This is a genomic window from Rhodococcus sp. JCM 9793 (assembly GCF_055380405.1).
In genome coordinates this window covers 6075000-6092448 of the sequence record NZ_AP043721.1, presented here as the reverse complement: position 1 = coordinate 6092448, position 17449 = coordinate 6075000, and the positions used below count along the sequence as shown (strand labels likewise).

Annotated in this window: 15 protein-coding genes and 1 riboswitch; of the genes, 11 read left to right on the top strand and 4 right to left on the bottom strand. The window is 64.9% G+C overall.

All coding sequences use genetic code 11. The features are described 5' to 3' along the window. Window positions 1-2: 2 nt before the first annotated feature. Genes ACZ46K_RS30385 through ACZ46K_RS30355 form a run of 7 tightly spaced genes read left to right on the top strand, consistent with a single transcriptional unit; the run spans window position 3 to window position 7557 of the window. Window positions 3-1307, top strand: a complete 1305-nt coding sequence (locus ACZ46K_RS30385; protein WP_054805644.1) for an MlaD family protein — start codon at window positions 3-5, stop codon at window positions 1305-1307. Beyond that, window positions 1304-2341: an MCE family protein gene (locus ACZ46K_RS30380; RefSeq protein ID WP_464746391.1), complete on the top strand. Its 1038-nt coding sequence runs from the start codon at window positions 1304-1306 to the stop codon at window positions 2339-2341. The genes ACZ46K_RS30385 and ACZ46K_RS30380 overlap by 4 nt, the downstream gene beginning before the upstream one ends. A gap of 4 nt (window positions 2342-2345) precedes the next feature. Continuing rightward, window positions 2346-3398, top strand: coding sequence for an MCE family protein (locus ACZ46K_RS30375; protein WP_054809851.1), 1053 nt, complete (start codon window positions 2346-2348; stop codon window positions 3396-3398). Continuing rightward, on the top strand, window positions 3395-4501 hold the full coding sequence (locus tag ACZ46K_RS30370; protein ID WP_054805645.1) for an MCE family protein: 1107 nt from the start codon (window positions 3395-3397) through the stop codon (window positions 4499-4501). The genes ACZ46K_RS30375 and ACZ46K_RS30370 overlap by 4 nt, the downstream gene beginning before the upstream one ends. Continuing rightward, window positions 4498-5607: an MCE family protein gene (locus tag ACZ46K_RS30365; protein ID WP_464746388.1), complete on the top strand. Its 1110-nt coding sequence runs from the start codon at window positions 4498-4500 to the stop codon at window positions 5605-5607. Before ACZ46K_RS30370 ends, ACZ46K_RS30365 begins: the two co-directional genes overlap by 4 nt. Next, window positions 5604-6881: an MlaD family protein gene (locus ACZ46K_RS30360; protein WP_054805646.1), complete on the top strand. Its 1278-nt coding sequence runs from the start codon at window positions 5604-5606 to the stop codon at window positions 6879-6881. Before ACZ46K_RS30365 ends, ACZ46K_RS30360 begins: the two co-directional genes overlap by 4 nt. Window positions 6882-6924: 43 nt before the next feature. Beyond that, window positions 6925-7557, top strand: a complete 633-nt coding sequence (locus ACZ46K_RS30355; protein WP_464746386.1) for a hypothetical protein — start codon at window positions 6925-6927, stop codon at window positions 7555-7557. A gap of 1 nt (window position 7558) precedes the next feature. Here ACZ46K_RS30355 and ACZ46K_RS30350 read toward each other — a convergent pair whose 3' ends face one another. Further along, on the bottom strand, window positions 7559-8929 hold the full coding sequence (locus ACZ46K_RS30350) for a M1 family aminopeptidase (protein WP_054805651.1): 1371 nt from the start codon (window positions 8927-8929) through the stop codon (window positions 7559-7561). Continuing rightward, window positions 8914-12822, bottom strand: coding sequence for a Pls/PosA family non-ribosomal peptide synthetase (locus ACZ46K_RS30345; protein ID WP_464746384.1), 3909 nt, complete (start codon window positions 12820-12822; stop codon window positions 8914-8916). Before ACZ46K_RS30345 ends, ACZ46K_RS30350 begins: the two co-directional genes overlap by 16 nt. A gap of 244 nt (window positions 12823-13066) precedes the next feature. Further along, window positions 13067-13183: riboswitch (SAM riboswitch) on the top strand. Between the two features lie 70 nt (window positions 13184-13253). On the opposite strand from ACZ46K_RS30345, the gene ACZ46K_RS30340 reads away from it, so the two are divergent. Genes ACZ46K_RS30340 through ACZ46K_RS30330 form a run of 3 tightly spaced genes read left to right on the top strand, consistent with a single transcriptional unit; the run spans window position 13254 to window position 15367 of the window. Then, window positions 13254-14564 carry an aminotransferase class V-fold PLP-dependent enzyme gene (locus ACZ46K_RS30340; protein WP_464746382.1) on the top strand — a complete coding sequence of 437 codons (1311 nt, stop codon included), beginning with the start codon at window positions 13254-13256 and terminating at the stop codon, window positions 14562-14564. Window positions 14565-14615: 51 nt separating this feature from the next. Next, complete coding sequence (locus ACZ46K_RS30335; RefSeq protein ID WP_464746380.1) at window positions 14616-14708, top strand: putative leader peptide; 93 nt, start codon at window positions 14616-14618, stop codon at window positions 14706-14708. A gap of 56 nt (window positions 14709-14764) precedes the next feature. After that, complete coding sequence (locus tag ACZ46K_RS30330; RefSeq protein WP_464746379.1) at window positions 14765-15367, top strand: hypothetical protein; 603 nt, start codon at window positions 14765-14767, stop codon at window positions 15365-15367. A gap of 17 nt (window positions 15368-15384) precedes the next feature. Here ACZ46K_RS30330 and ACZ46K_RS30325 read toward each other — a convergent pair whose 3' ends face one another. Next, complete coding sequence (locus ACZ46K_RS30325; RefSeq protein ID WP_054805649.1) at window positions 15385-15858, bottom strand: YbaK/EbsC family protein; 474 nt, start codon at window positions 15856-15858, stop codon at window positions 15385-15387. 118 nt (window positions 15859-15976) lie between these two features. Here ACZ46K_RS30325 and ACZ46K_RS30320 point away from each other — a divergent pair, with 118 nt between their 5' ends. Beyond that, window positions 15977-16807: a crotonase/enoyl-CoA hydratase family protein gene (locus tag ACZ46K_RS30320; protein ID WP_464746377.1), complete on the top strand. Its 831-nt coding sequence runs from the start codon at window positions 15977-15979 to the stop codon at window positions 16805-16807. Between the two features lie 79 nt (window positions 16808-16886). On the opposite strand, the gene ACZ46K_RS30315 is transcribed toward ACZ46K_RS30320, so the two are convergent. Continuing rightward, complete coding sequence (locus ACZ46K_RS30315; RefSeq protein WP_054805650.1) at window positions 16887-17378, bottom strand: inorganic diphosphatase; 492 nt, start codon at window positions 17376-17378, stop codon at window positions 16887-16889. Window positions 17379-17449: the final 71 nt, after the last annotated feature.

The window sequence follows — 17449 nt, the reverse complement described above, 5'->3', positions numbered from 1 at the left end:
CGATGTCCTTTCTATTGGAGAGCGATCCGAGCCGGGTGACGGTACGCGCGCTGGCGCTGCGAGGGACGATCGCACTCGTGGTGGCGGTACTGCTGGTCGCCGGAATCCTCGCCAAGATGAACGGTGCGTTCGACAAGAGCTACCACATCACCGCAGCGCTCACGGATGTCGGCGACGGCCTGCCCGCGAGATCCGACGTCAAGTTCCGGGGAGTGCTGGTCGGGCAGGTCGACGACGTCGCACTGCCCGACGAGGACGGACCCAACCTGGTCGACATCTCGATCCGCCCGGAGTATCTCGACGGAATCCCGGCGACAGTCACTGCGCGCGTGGTGCCGAGCAACGTCTTCGCCGTTTCGTCGGTCCAGTTGGTCGACAACGGCCCCGCACCCCACCTCGAGGAGGGAACGACGATCCTGCAGGACGAGAGCCTGTCCACAGTTCAGCTTCAGACCGCACTGACGAAGCTTCGCGACCTCACCGCCGCGACAGCCCGCCTCAGCTCGCAGGAGACACTGGGGGTTCTCGCCACAGTGTCACAGGCCACCGACCGGAGGGGCGACGATATCGTCCAGGCCGGTGAGCAATTGCAGCGCATCGTGCACGAGGTCGGTGCGGTAGTGACCCCGGACGGCAGTCCGTCGACATTGTCCGCGCTGGCGAATGCAGTGGAGGGATTGCAGCAGTCGGCACCGGAGTTGCTCGACGCCGTGAACCATGCCGTCGTACCCATGCGGACGATTGCAGAAAAGCAGGAACAGCTCTCCACCTTGTTCTTCGGGAGTGCCAACACCCTCGCGACGATGGCAACATCGCTCGAGAACAACACCGACCGGATCATCGGCATCACTTCTCAGCTCGAACCGGTACTGGGTGTCGTGGCCGACGGTGCCCACGAATTCACCCCGATCGTCACCAGAATGAATTGGATCTCCGGAAAATGGTGGACGGAATTCTGGCCTACAGGACAGCAGAACGGCAGGGGAGTGTTCGTCTTCCAGGCAACGCCCCGCATCGAATACACGCGCACAGACTGTCCTCGCTACGGAGAGCTGGCCGCACCGAGCTGCTCCACGGCACCCGACACCGGGGCGCCACCGGTGACCGATCAACTCGCAGAACTACGCACAATCGAGCGAGCACCGATCGGAGGCAACGTGGGTCAGGTAGGTGCGCCCGCAGAGAAGGAGATCGTCGATCAGATCCTCGGCGGTGATCTGGGTGCGGCCGCAGACCTCCTCCTCGGACCGATCACGCGTGGCGCCGATATCCGAGTGGTCCCCGAGCCGGAAGGAGCGCCGCGATGACGATACGAAAGCCGCTGATCGGGCTCGTCGTGTTCCTGTTGATCTCTGCGGGGTTGACCTGGCCGGTCGTCGTCACACTGCAGCGAGGCGTCCAGGGTTCGACAAACGCCTACTCGGCGGTGTTCAGTGATGTGTCCGGCCTGCGTGTCGGTGACGACGTGCGAATGGCCGGTGTGCGTGTGGGCCGCGTCGACTCGATCCGTCTCGACAACACGGTTGCGCGCGTCTCCTTCAGTATCGACGCGACTCAGCAGGTGTTCGCGAACACCGAAGCATCGATCACCTATCAGAACATCATCGGGCAGCGCTATCTCGGGCTGTCCCTGGGGGAGAATCCGGACACCGCGATCCTGGAAGCAGGCTCGGAGATCCCCCTGGAGTGGACCGAGCCGTCCTTCGATATCTCCGTGTTGCTCAATGGTTTCGAGCCGCTCTTCAGTGTGCTCGATCCAGAACAGGTCGACAACATCACGGCCTCTGTGATCGCTGCCCTTCAAGGGGACGGCGGATCCGTGAGCACCCTCGTGGCGGAGACATCGAGACTTGCGGAGTCGATGGCCGAACCGGATCGCATCCTCGGCGACATCATCGTGAACCTCGACGGCATCATCTCGGACCTCGCAGCGCAGAGCGGTGAGATCGACTCGGTGATCACCAGTGCTCATTCGATCTTCGCGGAGCTGAATGCCCGGCGTCCGGAGCTCGTCGGTTCGCTCGACACGATCGCCACCACGGCCGACAGTCTTGCATCGCTCACCGATGAAGTGCAGCCGGATCTGCAGGAAATCCTGCGCAGGCAACCAGGTTTCACCGGTCACTTCGTCGACACCAAACCATCATGGGAGTACTTCGGCTTCAATCTGCCAGGCCTTCTGAAGGGATTGGCTCGTGTGAGTGAGGACGGCGCCTACCTGAATGCCTATCTGTGCAACATCAACGCAACCCTCGTTCCGGAGTTGAGCCACGTCATTCCGTCGGTCGTGGCGGGCGCCACTCCCGGCGGCGAAATCAAGAACTCCCCGATCTGTAGGTGACGGCATGACACGGACAGAATCTACATTCGCTCGGAGATTCCGGTTGCGACCGGTCGAGTCCTACAGCGCTGTCTCTCTCGGCGTGGTGACCGTGGTAGCGATCATTGCGGTGTTGGTCGCGACGGTCGGGGTTGCGAATCTGGGACTCGGAAAGTCGACCTATGAAGCGGAATTCGTCCAGGCGGCTCAGATCGCGCCCGGAGACGGGGTGACGGTGGCGGGGATCCAGGTGGGCACGGTCGAAGGTGCGCGACTCGAGGGCGATCACGTGGTCGTCGAGATGAAGATCGACAAGGGTGTGAACCTGGGAGCCGACACGGTTGCCTCGATCAAACTCACAACGCTGCTTGGGTCACGCTACGTCGAGTTGCGTCCGGCAGGGGAGGGAGGTATCCCGGACAATAGAATCAGGCTGTCCAATACCGTTGTCCCGTACGATCTCCAATCTGTACTCTCCGATGCGACGACGACCTTCGAGCAGGTCGATGCGGAACGTTTGGGTGCAACCCTGACCGAACTCTCCGGGGAACTGGAAGATCTTCCGGCGCTGATGCCGCAGGCTTTGGAGAACGTCGAGAACCTGTCGGGGGTCATCGCCGACCGTCGGGGCCAGATCGGATCTCTCCTCTCCGCGACCTATCAGCTCACCGAGATCATCCGTGCGCAGCAGGCCGATCTCGGTTCCCTCGTGCGCGACGGGACCGACATGGTGAACGAACTGACACTGCGTCAGAATTTGGTGGAACGGTTGCTGTCATCCACCAGTGGCCTTGTGCAGCAGCTGCATACGATCGTCGTCGACGATCGCGCATCACTCGACGCATTGATCTCCGATCTCGACTCCATGCTGCAGAGCCTGGGCAATCAGGATGCATTGCTTCGCAACATTCTCCAGATTCTCCCGGTGCCCATCCGCAACTTCACGAATGCGACGGGAACCGGACCCGAACTGGATTTCACCTCCGTCGCCGGCCCGTTCATCGACTCGTGGATGTGTGCGATCAGTGGTAATGCCGAACTGCACTCGCTCCCTCCCTATTTCGAGGACTGCCAATGAAGACACGTAGATGGTTGTCGATAGTGGCGGTGATTGCCGTTATCGCAGGGCTTGCGTTCCTCGGAGTCCGATCGTGGGTCGCCGGCCACGACGAGATCACCGTCACCGCGCAGTTCGACAACGGTGCGGGTCTCTACGTCGGGAACACGGTAGCGGTGCTGGGTCTCGAGGTCGGTCGGGTGACCGCAATCGACCCGCAGGGGACTCGCGTGGCGGTGACGATGAATATCGATGGTTCCGTGGATATCCCGTCCGATGTGCAGGCAGTTGCGGTATCGACGTCGGTCCTGACCGACAGGCATGTGGAGTTGACTCCCGCGTATCACGGTGGTGACACCCTCGGCGACGAGGCCGTGATCGGGCTCGAACGGACCAGGACTCCCATCGAGTTCGATCGACTCCTCGCGATGGCCGACACCATGGCCCTCGAGCTGCAGGGTGACGGCGAGGGGAACGGGGCCGTGGCAGAACTCCTCGCAGCAGGTGCTGCGATGACGGATGGGCAGGGCAGCAGCATACGGTCCGCCCTCGGCAAGTTGTCGGAGGCATTGAAGCTCGGCCCCGACGGGGGCGCCGAGACCCGCAACGAACTCACCGCGATCGTCGACAACCTCGCGGTGCTGTCCGAGGCTGCCGCGGTCAACGACCAGGACATCCGTGAATTCGGTGAAGCGACGAGTCGGATCAGTGCCGTGCTGGCCGAATCGGGCATAGGTCTCGGGGAGACCGGAACCATGATCAACGACATTCTTCTGCAGGCGAATGATCTGCTGGTGGCCAACCGCGGTGCGGTGCAGTCGACGGCGACGAACGCCGAGACGCTCACCCGTGCGCTCGCCGATTACCAGCGGGAGATCGGTGAGTTTCTCGACTTGACCCCGCTCCTGCTCAACAACGCCCACAACGTCATGGACCAGGAGAATGGCGGGGCACGCGTACACGGACTGCTCGAGAGGGTCGCGTTCGACAGCCAATTGGTCAAGGAGGTCTGCAATCTCATGGGAATGCAGAATCTGGGTTGCGACACCGGCACCGTTCGCGACTTCGGCCCGGACTTCGGGATGTCGGGGATGCTCGAAGGACTTGCGGGGATGCACCAGTGAACCTCTGGATCAGACGGTACATGGGCGCGGCGTGCGTGATGGCTGCGGCGTCGTCGACGGTGGCCTGCTCGGTGGGGCTGGAACAGCTTCCGCTTCCGGCGCCGGGTATGGACGGTGACTCGTACACGCTCACAGCGACATTCGAGAATGCACTGAACCTACCGACGAAGGCGAAGGTCAAGCTCGAAGGGGTCGATGTCGGTGAGGTCGAGTCGATGTCGGTTCAGGGCTACCAGGCGATCGTGACCATGCGCATCGCGGAGGGCGTCATGGTGCCCGCCGGCAGCGGCGCCGAACTGCGTTCGGCGACCCCCCTGGGCGATGTCTTCGTCGCGCTGCAGGCGCCGGAAGGGCAGGCTGTGTCCGCGCCTCCGCTCCGCGACGGGGATGCAATTCCGATCACGGACACGTCAGCGGCCGCGACCATCGAGGAGTTGCTCTCGACCGCATCGGTCCTCGTCAACGGCGGTGTGGTTCGCAACCTCACCAAGATCGTGAACGGGCTCGGTGAAGCGGTCGACGGGCGGGGTGCGAACATCGAGAGCCTCCTTGACGAATCAGCCCGCCTGGTTACGCAACTCGGTGAACGCTCTGCAGAGATCGAACACTCTCTGACCCAGACGGACATGCTCATTGCGACACTGGCGGAACGGAAGTCGACGATCAGAGAGGTCGTGGCCGCGGCCGGTCCGGCGCTCGACGTCGTCGCCGCAGACACCGCGGAGATACTCGACCTCGTGACGAAGGTGGATCGGGTCAGTGCGCAGATGGCGAAATTCCCGTCGGTCAACGGAACGGATACGCGGTCGATGGTCGCCGACATCAATCGGATCGCGGCCGAACTCAACAATGCGGCGACGGCACCGGGCGCGAGCCTCGAGAGCGTCAACAGCCTGCTGGCCCCGATCATGAAAGTGACGAATTCGACGTCGGCGCACGCCGATGCGGATTGGGAGCAACTGATCCTCGGTGCGATTCCGTCGCCCGGACATTCCGGTGATCCCGGAAGCCGGCTGCCCGAGACGTCGGACATCGACACGATGGTGGGTGCCCTCACCCACTCCTTGCTGCGTCTGCAGGGCAGATTGACGGGAGCGGGTGGATGACGACGAAGGTGAGTGCGACAGACAGGATTGCGGCGCCGGTGGTGGGTGCGGTCCGCATCGGATATCGGCACCGTCTGGGGTTGTCCTTGACGGCACTCGCATTGACTCTGGTGCTCGGAATCGTCTATCTGGTGTTCGGCATTTTCGAACTCGATCCGGCAGATCGAAAGATCCAGGTGCAGGTACATTTCGATCAGTCCGGCGGGATTCTTCCCGACCGAGACGTGACGTTGCGCGGAGTTCCGGTGGGCCGTGTGACGTCGGTGGATCTCACCGACGACGGTGTCGTCGCGGTTGCTTCGATCGATTCACAGACGAAGATTCCTCAGGGATCCGAGGTTCGTGTCGCGGGCCTGTCCCTCGCGGGGGAACAGTACCTCGACTTCCGTCCGGCCACCGACGACGGACCGTACCTGACGGACGGTGCGGTGATCTCGACCCGAGACACCTCTACGCCGGTCCCGCTGTCCGACCTCATGAACAACCTCGATGGAATGCTCGCACAGATCGATCCCGCTGAAGTTCAGGTGATCGTCGAGGAATTGGGGGTCGGTCCCGAGGCGCCCGAGAAGCTGTCCGACATAATCGATGGAGGGACGTTTCTCATCTCGACTCTCGATTCGGTGCTGCCACAGACCGTCTCGGTTCTCAACACCAGCAAGGTGGTCCTGAATACGCTTGCCGAGGGGAGTCCGGGCCTGCAGACCACCTCGGCCGACCTGTCCGGGCTGCTGCAGAGTGCGGAGGAAATGGATGCGGGCTTCCGGACATTCGTCGACACTGCTCCCGCGACTCTCGGCGCAATCGACTCGATCATCGCGGACAATTCCCCGACGATGGTGCAGCTGCTCGGCAACCTCGCGACGGTCTCTCAGATGGCCTACCTACGGGTTCCGGCCCTGCAGGAGTTCTTCTTCCCGACCGAACGGGACGGCTCGACACTCGAAGCGATCGGAACCGCGTTCCATGACGGTGGTATATGGGCGTACGTCAACTTGTACCCGCGCTACACGTGTGATTACGACCTGCCCCGCCGGCCACCGTCGGTTCCCGATTTTCCTGAGCCCTATCTGTACACCTACTGCAACAACCCCGACCCGTCGGTTCTCATCCGCGGTGCTCGGAATGCTCCCCGCCCGCCGGGGGAGGAAGGCGAGGCCGTGCTTCCGCCGGGTGCCGACCCGGTGCGTACCGCGGATCCCACTCCGATAGGGCCGCAGTCGGTTCCGTTGGACTACGGGGGACCACCTGCCGAGTACATACACCCGAGGTGACCGAAAATTTCGTGGACACCTCCTCTCTGGAAGGAGAACGCACATGAGCAAGACCGATTCCACCCTGGCGGCCGACGAACTCACGACCGACACCGTAGGCCCGGAGAAGCAGGATGTGACCGAGGAAGCCGGTGTCGAGAAGACCGGTGTCGAGAAGACCGACCGCGACAGCATCGAGCCCGAAGCAGATTCGAGTTGGCGCATGCGTCGGATTCGTACTGCGATCCTCGTGGTGATCACCGTGGCGTCGGTGGTCTGCGCGACGTTCTTCGCGTGGAAGGCGCACGAGGTCAGGTCCGTCAACGCGGCGGCCACCGCGGCGCTGACGACCGCGCAGGAATACGCGGTGACGCTGACCTCGGTCAGTCCCGGCGAACTCGACAGCAACTTCGACGCAGTGCTGGACGGCGCCACCGGCGAGTTCAAGGAGATGTACGCGCAGTCGAGCGGGGAGCTGCGCCAGCTTCTCGTCGACAACAACGCGCAGGCGGAAGGCGTCGTGGTCGAAGCCGGCGTCAAGTCGGCTACGACCGATCGTGTCGAGGTGCTGCTGTTCATCGATCAGACGGTGACGAACTCCGTCGTCCCGGAACCGCGCCTCGATCGCAGCCGCGTGACCATGACACTCGAACTCGTCGACGGTCGCTGGCTGGCCTCGCAGGTGGATCTTCCCTGATCTAGGTCAGCCGGCCGTTCGGAAGTGGGGGCAGTGCAGTGGCCCCGAGCCAGGCGTCCCACAGCGGTCGCAGAGATTGATCGGTGAATCTCGTTGCCAGATCGGTCAATTGTTCGGTGGTGACGTTGGAATGCCGATACTCGGCGGTCCATGTACGCAGAAGCGTGAAGAACCGCTCGTCGCCGAGTCGTAGCCGCACCGCGTGGAGGGTGAGGGCGCCGCGCTTGTAGATCCGATCGTCGAACATGTCCTTCGGCCCCGGGTCGCCCAGAAGGATGTCCTGCGGTAGACGGGTAAGTCTGGTATGCGCAAGCCGCGCGTGGTCGTGCGCCGATGGCCCTCCGGAGTTCTCCGCCCACAACCACTCCGCGTAACACGCGAAACCTTCGTGCAGCCAGATGTCCTTCCACCGCTTCAACGTCAGGCTGTTGCCGAACCACTGGTGTGCCAACTCGTGCGCGACCAGTCGTTCCTCGTCGCGATGGCCGGTGCAGAAGTTCGCGCCGAATACCGACATTCCCTGGGACTCGATCGGGATCTCCAGGTCGTCGTCGGTGACGAGCGCCGTGTAGTGCGAGAACGGATACGGTCCGAACAGTCGCGTGAAGACTTCGATCATCTGCGGCTGACGCCCGAAGTCCTTGTCGAACTTGGCGCGCAACCGCGGAGGATGCACTGCGTACTGCGGCACGGGCGACGACGCGACCTTGCGGACCTCGTAGTTCCCGATCTGCACGCTGGCGAGATAGGTCGACATCGGTTCGGGCTGCTCGTACACCCATGTGGTGCGGCTGGCCTTCGTCGTCTTACGGAGCAACGTGCCGTTGGAGATCGCGTGGAACGGTGCATCCGTAGTGATCGACACGCGGTAGGTGGCCTTCGAGCCGGGATGGTCGTCGCACGGAAACCACGTAGGCGCGCCGTTCGGCTGGCTGGCAACCAGCGAGCCCTCGTCGAGTTCTTCCCAGCCGACCTCACCCCACATGGTCTGCCGCGGGGCCGGCGTTCCGGAGTACTGGATGGCGAACGTGAGAACCGCCCCGACCGGGACGGTCTGCGACGATGTAACCGTCAGCTTGTCGTTGCGGTGGGTGAACTTCGCGGGGCGGCGCCCGTTGATCGCCACCTTCGTCACGCGCATCGCCTGCGTGAGGTCGAGTGTGTACTTCGCGCGCACATCGGTCGTGGTGGCGATGATGGTGGCGCGACCGTCGAGGCGGTTGGCGGTCACCTTGTACGTCAGGTCCAGTTCGTACCGCGACACCCGATACCCACGGTTCCCGCTCTGAGGAAGATAGGGGTCGAGTGGACGATCGGGTCCGGCCGGGGCGACAGGCTTCGCTGCTTTGAGGGGCTTCACCGCGGCGACCAATCGCCTGGTCGGGACCACGGCGCGATCGGATTTCCCTGCCACCGGGTGGAGGCGGGAACCACGTCGCCGCGCATCACGAGGGACGCTGGACCGACTGTGGCGCCGGCGCCGATCCCCGATGCGGGCAACGCGACACATTGCGGGCCGAGCGTGGCGCCGGCATCGAGGGTCACGGTGTCCATGGACATGATCCGATCATGGAACAGGTGGGTCTGAACCACGCACCCCCTCTCCACGGTCGCGCCGGGACCCAAAGTGACGAGGTCGGCCTCCGGCAACCAGTAGCTCTCGCACCACACGCCGCGGCCGATCTTCGCGCCGAGACCACGCAACCACAGGTTCATCACGGCGGTACCGGGAGTCGCCTGGCCGAACCATGGCGCGGCGACCATCTCGACGAAGGTGTCGGACACCTCGTTGCGCCACACGAACGAACTCCACAGCGGGTGCTCTTCGCGTCCGATACGGCCGACGATGAGCCACTTCGCCGCGATGGTGATGATGCACGCGACCGCGCCGGCGATCATCAGCACGAGTCCACTGACCAGTGCGGCAAACCAGTAGCCGAGGTTGACGGCCAGGGCGTTGAGCGAGAACAGCACCAACAGTCCGATGCCGAATGTGACGATCATCGGAACGAGACGGAAGGTTTCGACCACACCACGTGCGATTTTCAGTTTCGAGTTCGGCTCGAACGTCCGGCTCGAATCGCCGTCGCCCGAAGCTCGTCGCAACCGCACCGGGGGGCTACCGAGCCATGACGACCCGGACTTCGCCTTCTCGGGTGCCGCGGACAGAACCGCGACGAGGCCGTGCTTGGGCACCCGACGACCCGGTGCGGCCATGCCCGAATTCCCGAGGAAGGCTCGCTTTCCGATCTTGGCCCGCGAAATGTAGAGCCAGCCGCCGCCCAGTTCGTACGAGGCGACCATGGTGTCGTCGGCGAGGAACGCGCCGTCGGCGACCTTGGTGAACTTGGGAACCATGAGAACCGTGGATGCCTCGACGTCCTTGCCGATGTCGGCGCCGAGCAGCCGCAACCAGATGGGGGTGAGCATCGACGCGTAGAGCGGGAACAGGAACGTGCGCGACGAATCCATCAGGCGTTCGGTGGCCCAGACCTGCCATCCGACACGGCTTCGGACCGGGTGCCATCCTTCGGTCATGCCGATCGACAACAGTCGCACGGTGATCAGGGTGAGGACAGCGAACACGGCCATGGTGAGAATTCCGCCGGCCGGGAGCATCGCAAGAGAACGGACCACGGCCTCGGGCACGCTCGTGGTGTCCTTCACCCACCAGACGAGCAGAGCGACACCGGCGCCGATCGACATGATCGGAAGTCCCGCGAGGAGGATCGACGTCACGCCGAAGACGGGAACCCAACGGGCTCCGCGGGGTGGGTCCTCGGACGGCCACTGGGGTTCGGCCTTTCCCGTCTTCTGCGCGGGTGAACCGGCCCAGTGCTGACTCGCCTTGACCCGGCCGAACACCGCGGAGCCGGCCTCGACCTCGGCGTTCTTGCCGACGCGTGAACCAGGGGCGAGGAACGAGCGCGCACCGATCGACGCACCCGCCCCGATCCGGATACTCCCGATGTGGACGATGTCACCGTCCACCCAGTACCCCGACAGGTCCACTTCGGGTTCGATCGAGCAGCCGTCGCCGAGTTCGAGCATGCCGGTGACCGGGGGGAGGGTGTGCAGGTCGACACCATGACCGATCTTCGCCCCCAGCGCCCGCGCATACTGACGCATCCAGGGCGCTCCTGACAGATTGGTCGCACCGGACGCCTCCGACAGTCGCTGCGCTGTCCACAGACGTAGGTGGATCGAGCCGCCGCGGGGATAGCTGCCCGGTGTCAGCCCGCGGAGGAGGATCCGGGCGCCCAGGACCGCGGTGCTCATCCGGCCGAGCGGAGTAAGGAACACGACGATGCCGACGGCGACCCACCACCATGACAGAGTCGCGGTCCACGGCACATCGGTGACGAGCGCGATGACGTTGTTCAGGATCGCGAGCCACGTGATCCATTGGAGACCGGTCAACGTCGTCAGAGGCACGGTCGCGGCGAGCTGGAGGAACTGCGCCCATCGGGAGACCGGGGCGACCTCGCGTGGGGCTGCGGTCGCGGTGGGGGCCAGTTCGTCGAGGTAGACCGCGAGAGACCCGAGCCGGGGACGGTCGTAGAGCTCCGCGACCGTCATCTCGGGGTACCGCTCACGCAGTGCTGTGACGAGCTGTGCGGCAGAGAGGGAACCGCCGCCGAGTTCGAAGAAGTCGTCGTCGAGCCCCTCGATGTGGGCGCCGAGCAGTGACGACCACAGTCCCGCGACCCATTCCGCCGTCGGGGGCAGCCCGAGCGCTTCGACCGAGTCGGCGTCGGCGCCGGGCAGCGGCCACGGCAGTGCGTTGCGATCGACCTTCCCGGACGTGCGCGTGGGCAGCTCGTCGACGAGAGCGAGACGTGGCACGAGTGCAGCAGGAAGCTGCTCGGACAGCAGGTCGTGTGCCGACGCGACGTCGAAGTCGGGATCGGTAGAGGCGATGTAGCCGACGAGAATCGAGCTCCCGGCGGCGGTCTTGCGGACCGCGCACGCACCCCCGGCGACACCGGGCAGATTCTGCAGTGCGTTGTCGACCTCGCCGAGCTCGATGCGGCGCCCGCCGATCTTGACCTGGTCGTCGGCGCGGCCTTGGAAGAGGAGTCCGGCACTGTCGAGCACGACGAGGTCGCCGCTGCGGTAGGCGCGGTCCCAGCCGAGGGTCGGCATGGGCGCATATTTCTCGGCGTCCTTCGCCGGATCCAGGTAGCGGGCAAGCCCGACACCACCGATCACGAGCTCGCCGGTCTGCCCTTCGGCGACGGGATTGCCCTCGGCGTCGACGACCGCAAGATCCCAGCCGTCGAGTGGGAGGCCGATGCGGATGGGGCCGGTGCCGTCCATGATGGCTGCGCACGCGACCACGGTCGCTTCGGTGGGGCCGTAGGTGTTCCACACTTCGCGGCCGGGCACGGCGAGACGCTCGGCGAGGTCGGGCGGGCATGCTTCACCGCCGAAGATGAGCAGGCGCACCGCTTCGAGGGCTTCGCCGGGCCACATCGCCGCGAGGGTCGGGACCGTGGAGACGACGTTGATGTTGCGGGAGACCAGCCACGGGCCGAGATCCATTCCGGAGCGCACCAGCGAACGCGGCGCCGGAACGAGGCACGCGCCGTGCCGCCAGGCCAGCCACATCTCTTCGCACGACGCGTCGAAGGCGACGGACAGGCCGGCGAGCACCCGGTCGCGGGGGCCGAGCGGTTCGTCCTGGCAGAACAGGTTCGCTTCGGCGTCGACGAAGGCTGCGGCGTTGCGGTGTGTGACGGCGACGCCCTTCGGGGTGCCGGTGGAACCGGAGGTGAAGATGATCCACGCGTCGTCGTCGAGGGCAGGCTCGCGTACCTCCGGTTCGTCGGCCGGTGGTGCGGTGCCGGGACCGATCCCCGCATCGGTGACGATCGCGGTGACTTTCGCCTCGGAGAAGACCAGCTCGGCGCGTTCGTCCGGATCGTCGGCGTCCACAGGGACGTAGGCCGCGCCCGCCGCGAGTACGGACAGGATGGTGACGTAGAGGTTCCTGGACCCGGACGACATGCGCACCCCGACGCGATCGCCGGCGCCCACACCTGCCTCCGCGAGTCCACGGGCTCCCGCGACCACCAGGTCGAGGAGTTCGGAGTATTCGAGCATCGTCGTGCCGTCGTCGATCGCGGGAGCGTGCGGGTGCGCTTCGGCGGTGGCGCGCAGTACGTCGACGAGTGTGCGCGGCGCGGGTGCATGCGATCCGCGCAGAAAGATCTCCGGTACGAGCGACGTGTCGTCGGCTGCGGGTGGGGGTTGAGCAGACAATCCGCTGTCCTTCTACTCGATTGGGCGATCCGGTTTATCTCACGTGAAGGTGGACAGCAGATGAACTTTCGGTGCGTCCGAAATCGGAGATCGTGCGGTGCTGCATCACGCAACAGAGCAAAGCACGACGGCGGCTCCTTTGCAGGTCAGAAGGAGAAATTTGCGTCTGCTCGAGATCGGTGCTCCGGCCTCGATCGGGGCATCGACTTGACACGAAGTGTGCCCGGTGTCATTGTCTTCGACAGGTCATGAGTACCAGCGTCAAGCCCCGGCTCGCTGGTCGGCAACCCTCCACCGCGGTGGGGTGCTCCGGGTGACGACCTGGCTGACGTTCCGAACCTGGGCGCAGCAAGCGCGGACTCCGCCGGCGAACGATTCGCCTCAGTTGTGGCGATCACCGACGGGTCCCTGATATACGAGGGAAATTCGTCATGACTGTTGCCACCGCCACCTGTATCGCTCCCTTTGCTCGCGTGTCGGGCTGTGACGTGCAGGTTCCTCTCGTACAGGGCGGCACCTGCTCCTACGCGAACTTCGATTATGCGGCCAGCGCACCGGCTCTGGCGAGTGTGACGGACCGGATTTCCGAACTGTTGCCGTTCTACGCCAGCGTGCATCGCGGCGCGGGCTATGCATCGCGTATCAGCACCACGAGCTACGAGGACTCTCGCGAGTCGGTCTCCCGGTTCGTCGGTGCCGATGAGGATCAGGTCGTGGTCTTCACCCGGAACACCACGGATTCGATCAATCTGCTCGCCGGTGCGGTCCCCGGTGATGTCGTGGTCCTCGACATCGAGCATCACGCGAACCTGTTGCCGTGGAAGAACACTCGTGTGGTCGAAGCTGCCGACTCGGTTTCGGAGACCGTGTGGCGGATCGCCGTCGAGCTCGAACGTGCACCGGCGGCACTGCTCGCCGTGACCGGAGCCTCCAATGTCACCGGCGAGGTTCTGCCGATCGCCGAACTCGCCGACCTCGCCCACGCGTGCGGTGCGCGGATCTTCGTCGACGGTGCCCAGCTGGTCCCGCATCGCCGCGTCGATCTCGCGGAGCTCGGTGTCGACTATCTCGCGTTCTCGGGCCACAAGTTGTACGCGCCGTTCGGTGCCGGTGTGCTCGTCGGGCGTCGTGACTGGCTCGATGAGGCGGAGCCGTATCTTGCCGGTGGTGGTGCGGTGCGTGAGGTCTCCCTCGATCACACCGAGTGGGCGTGCGCCCCTGCCCGTCACGAGGCCGGGTCCCCGAACGTGCTGGGGGTCGCGGCGATCGCTGCCGCGTGCGACACCCTCGCGTCGCACGACGCCGAGGCCGCGGCACGTCACGAGGAACTGTTGTGCGCGCAACTCGTCGACGGCCTGCGTGACATCCATGGCGTGGAAATTCTTCGCCTGTGGGATGATTCGGCGGACTGCGTCGGTATCGTCACCTTCGGCATCGACGGCTTCGAGCCCGGTGAGATCGCTGCGTACCTTTCGGCCGAACACGGCATCGGGGTTCGCGACGGCCGCTTCTGCGCCCACCCGTTGCTCGCCCGAGTCGGCCTTCCCGGCGGTGCGGTGCGCGCATCCCTGGGCCTGGGAAGTTCCTCTGCGGACGTCGATCGTCTGCTTGCGGCCCTTCGGCAGCTGGTTGCGGATGGGTCGTCGTGGTCCTATTCCAAGGCCGATGGAGCGTGGGGCCCGTCGCCGGAGACCCGGCCCGGTCTCACGCCGTCGGGCGACGGTGCGGCGGAATGCGTCTGATGATCGCGCTCGCGATCGACAATTCCCCACAGGATCAGTAGGATTTCCGGCATGGCAGTGTGGAGTTCGACAGAGGCAGCGGTGCAGTGGTGCCGTCGCCACGTCGATCTGTGCCGCACGGCCTCCTGTATCTGTTCGGACTGACGAGGTTCCCGCTCCCATTTTTCGATGCCTTATCAGGCATATCGAGAGGAATTCTCATGTCCTACAGCAACTTTCCTTCGGGCAGATCCCTGCGTGTCGCGGTCGAGTTCGTGGAGGGATCCGGCCCTGACGTCTGGGCCGATCTCACCGTCGATCGTGACGGCGGAGGGTCGCTCGACCTCAGTGCCGCTCCGCCTACCGTCGTGCGGGTACGCGCAGTCGATCTGCGGGAAGCGCGCAAGATCCGCGATCGGGTACGAGCCGATGCCGTCGCGGAAGTGCGCGATCCCGACACTCTCACCGTGCTGGTCGACCTCGAAGTGATCGTCGACGTCGAAGTGCGTGTGGCTCGTCGCCGCGCACAGGACGCGTGGCGCAGGGACGGTGGGGGAGCGGCCGGCCTCTCCTATGTCGGCACACCGAGCGGACTGGGTGGTCTGATCGCCGACATTCATGCAGTGAAGGTCGCCGACGGTGTCACGTTGATCCCGGTGGCCGGCGGCGCCACGGTCGACAACATCGTCGACGGAGCCCTGCCGTGGCTGCGGTCCCGAGGCCTGATCGAGATTTCACCGTCGTCGGTGGAGATCGGCCGCAGGTTCGCCGAAGGTCGAGGCATCGAGGCCGGCATCGGCCGAGGCGTTGCCCTCGCATCCTGACCTGCCGGGAATCGGTATCAGTCGACCACGACGTCGACCCCCGCGGTCACCCGCAGGAGTTCGGTGAACGATGTGCGGAAGAGGGTGTCCTGGCTCCCGCCCGACGCCCACAGTTCGGGGTACCCCGCCAGCGCACTGTCGACGTAGGTCGGCAGGTTGGTGGGGTGTCCGAGCGGAGCCACGCCGCCGAGTTGTTGCCCGGTGACCTCCTCGGCCAAGTCGTCGGGCGCGGGGGAGAGGATGCCACCCAACCGGCTGCCGGTGAGTTCGAGGGATACCCGATGGGCGCCCGAGACCAGAATCAGGACCGGCTCGTCGTCGAGAAGGAATACGAGAGACTCGACGATGGCGCCGATGTCGACCCGCACGGCCGCTGCCGCCTGTTCGGCGGTGCGCACGGGAGTCGACTGCGTGGTGATCAGGCCGTGATGTCCCCGGGCGATGAGCGTGTCGGCGACTCGAGCGGCATTCGGGTGCAGTGGCCTGGGCATGATGCCACCCTATGAAAACCGGTGACTGCTGTGACGGGAACGCAGGGACCGGATCCACAAGTATCGACGTGATCGGAAGCTCGGTGCGGTTTGCGCTCTCAGATATTACTCTCGAGTAATGACTGATTCATCCAGCTGGAAGGCGTTCACCGTCGAGCGCACCGAGCACGTAGCCCAGGTCACGCTCATCGGCCCGGGCAAAGGCAACGCGATGGGACCGGACTTCTGGTCGGAACTGCCGCAGATCTTCGCGCAACTCGACGCCGATCCCGAGGTGCGCGCCGTCGTCCTCACCGGAGCCGGCAAGCATTTCTCGTACGGCCTCGACCTCCCGGCCATGGCCGGCGATCTGGGGTCGGTGCTGGCCGACAAGGCACAGGCGAAGCCCCGCACCGACTTCCACGCGATGGTCAAGCGCATGCAGGCGGCCATCACGGCGGTCGCCGACTGCCGCAAGCCTGTGGTCGCCGCGATCTCGGGCTGGTGTATCGGCGGCGGCGTCGACCTCATCTCGGCAGCCGACATCCGCTATGCGAGTACCGACGCCCAGTTCAGCGTCCGTGAGGTCAAGGTCGGAATGGTCGCTGACGTCGGTAGCCTCGCTCGCCTTCCCCTGATCATCGGCGACGGTCACCTGCGTGAACTGGCGTTGACCGGCAAGGACATCGATGCCGCACGTGCCGAGAAGATCGGCCTCGTGGGCGACGTCTTCGACGATGCCGCATCTGCACTCGCCGCAGCGCACGCGACCGCCGCCGAGATCGCAGCCAACCCGCCCCTCGTGGTCCACGGCATCAAGGACGTCCTCGACCACACGCGCTCCGCGCAGGTCGACGACAGCCTCCGCTACGTCGCCGCGTGGAACTCGGCCTTCCTGCCGTCCGAAGATCTCACCGAGGCGATCACCGCCGTGATGCAGAAGCGCACACCAGTGTTCAAGGGGCGCTAGCAACGCGCAACCTCGCCTCGGACGAAGATCTCCCGGCCGGTTCGATGACCGGCCGGGAGATCCGTCGTATGCGGGGGACTCAGTGTCCGCCGTTGTCCTTCAGACGCGCGATCGACGCGGTGACCTCGGCCTCGGCGTCGGCCCGGCCGGTCCAATCCGCAGCCTCGACATGCTTGCCCGGCTCGAGGTCCTTGTAGTGCACGAAGAAGTGCTTGATCGCGTCGAGTTCGAACTGCGGCACATCGCTGATGTCCTGGATGTGATCCCACCGCGGATCGCCGGCAGGAACGGCCAGGACCTTGTCGTCGCCGCCGGCCTCGTCGACCATCTTGAACATGCCGACCGGGCGTGCATCGACGATCACGCCGGGGTACACGGACTCGGGCAGCAGGACCAGGCAGTCGAGCGGATCGCCGTCCTCACCGAGAGTGTTCTCGATGTAGCCGTAGTCGGCGGGGTACCCGAAGGAGGTGTAGAGGTAGCGGTCGAGCTTGACGCGGCCGGTCTCGTGATCGACCTCGTACTTGTTGCGCTGCCCCTTGGGGATCTCGATGGTGACCTCGAACTCCACGCCTTGCCTCACTTCGTCGATGTTTTGCCAGTCGATACGACGTCCGTATCTGCGGCGATGGTCCGAAGTGA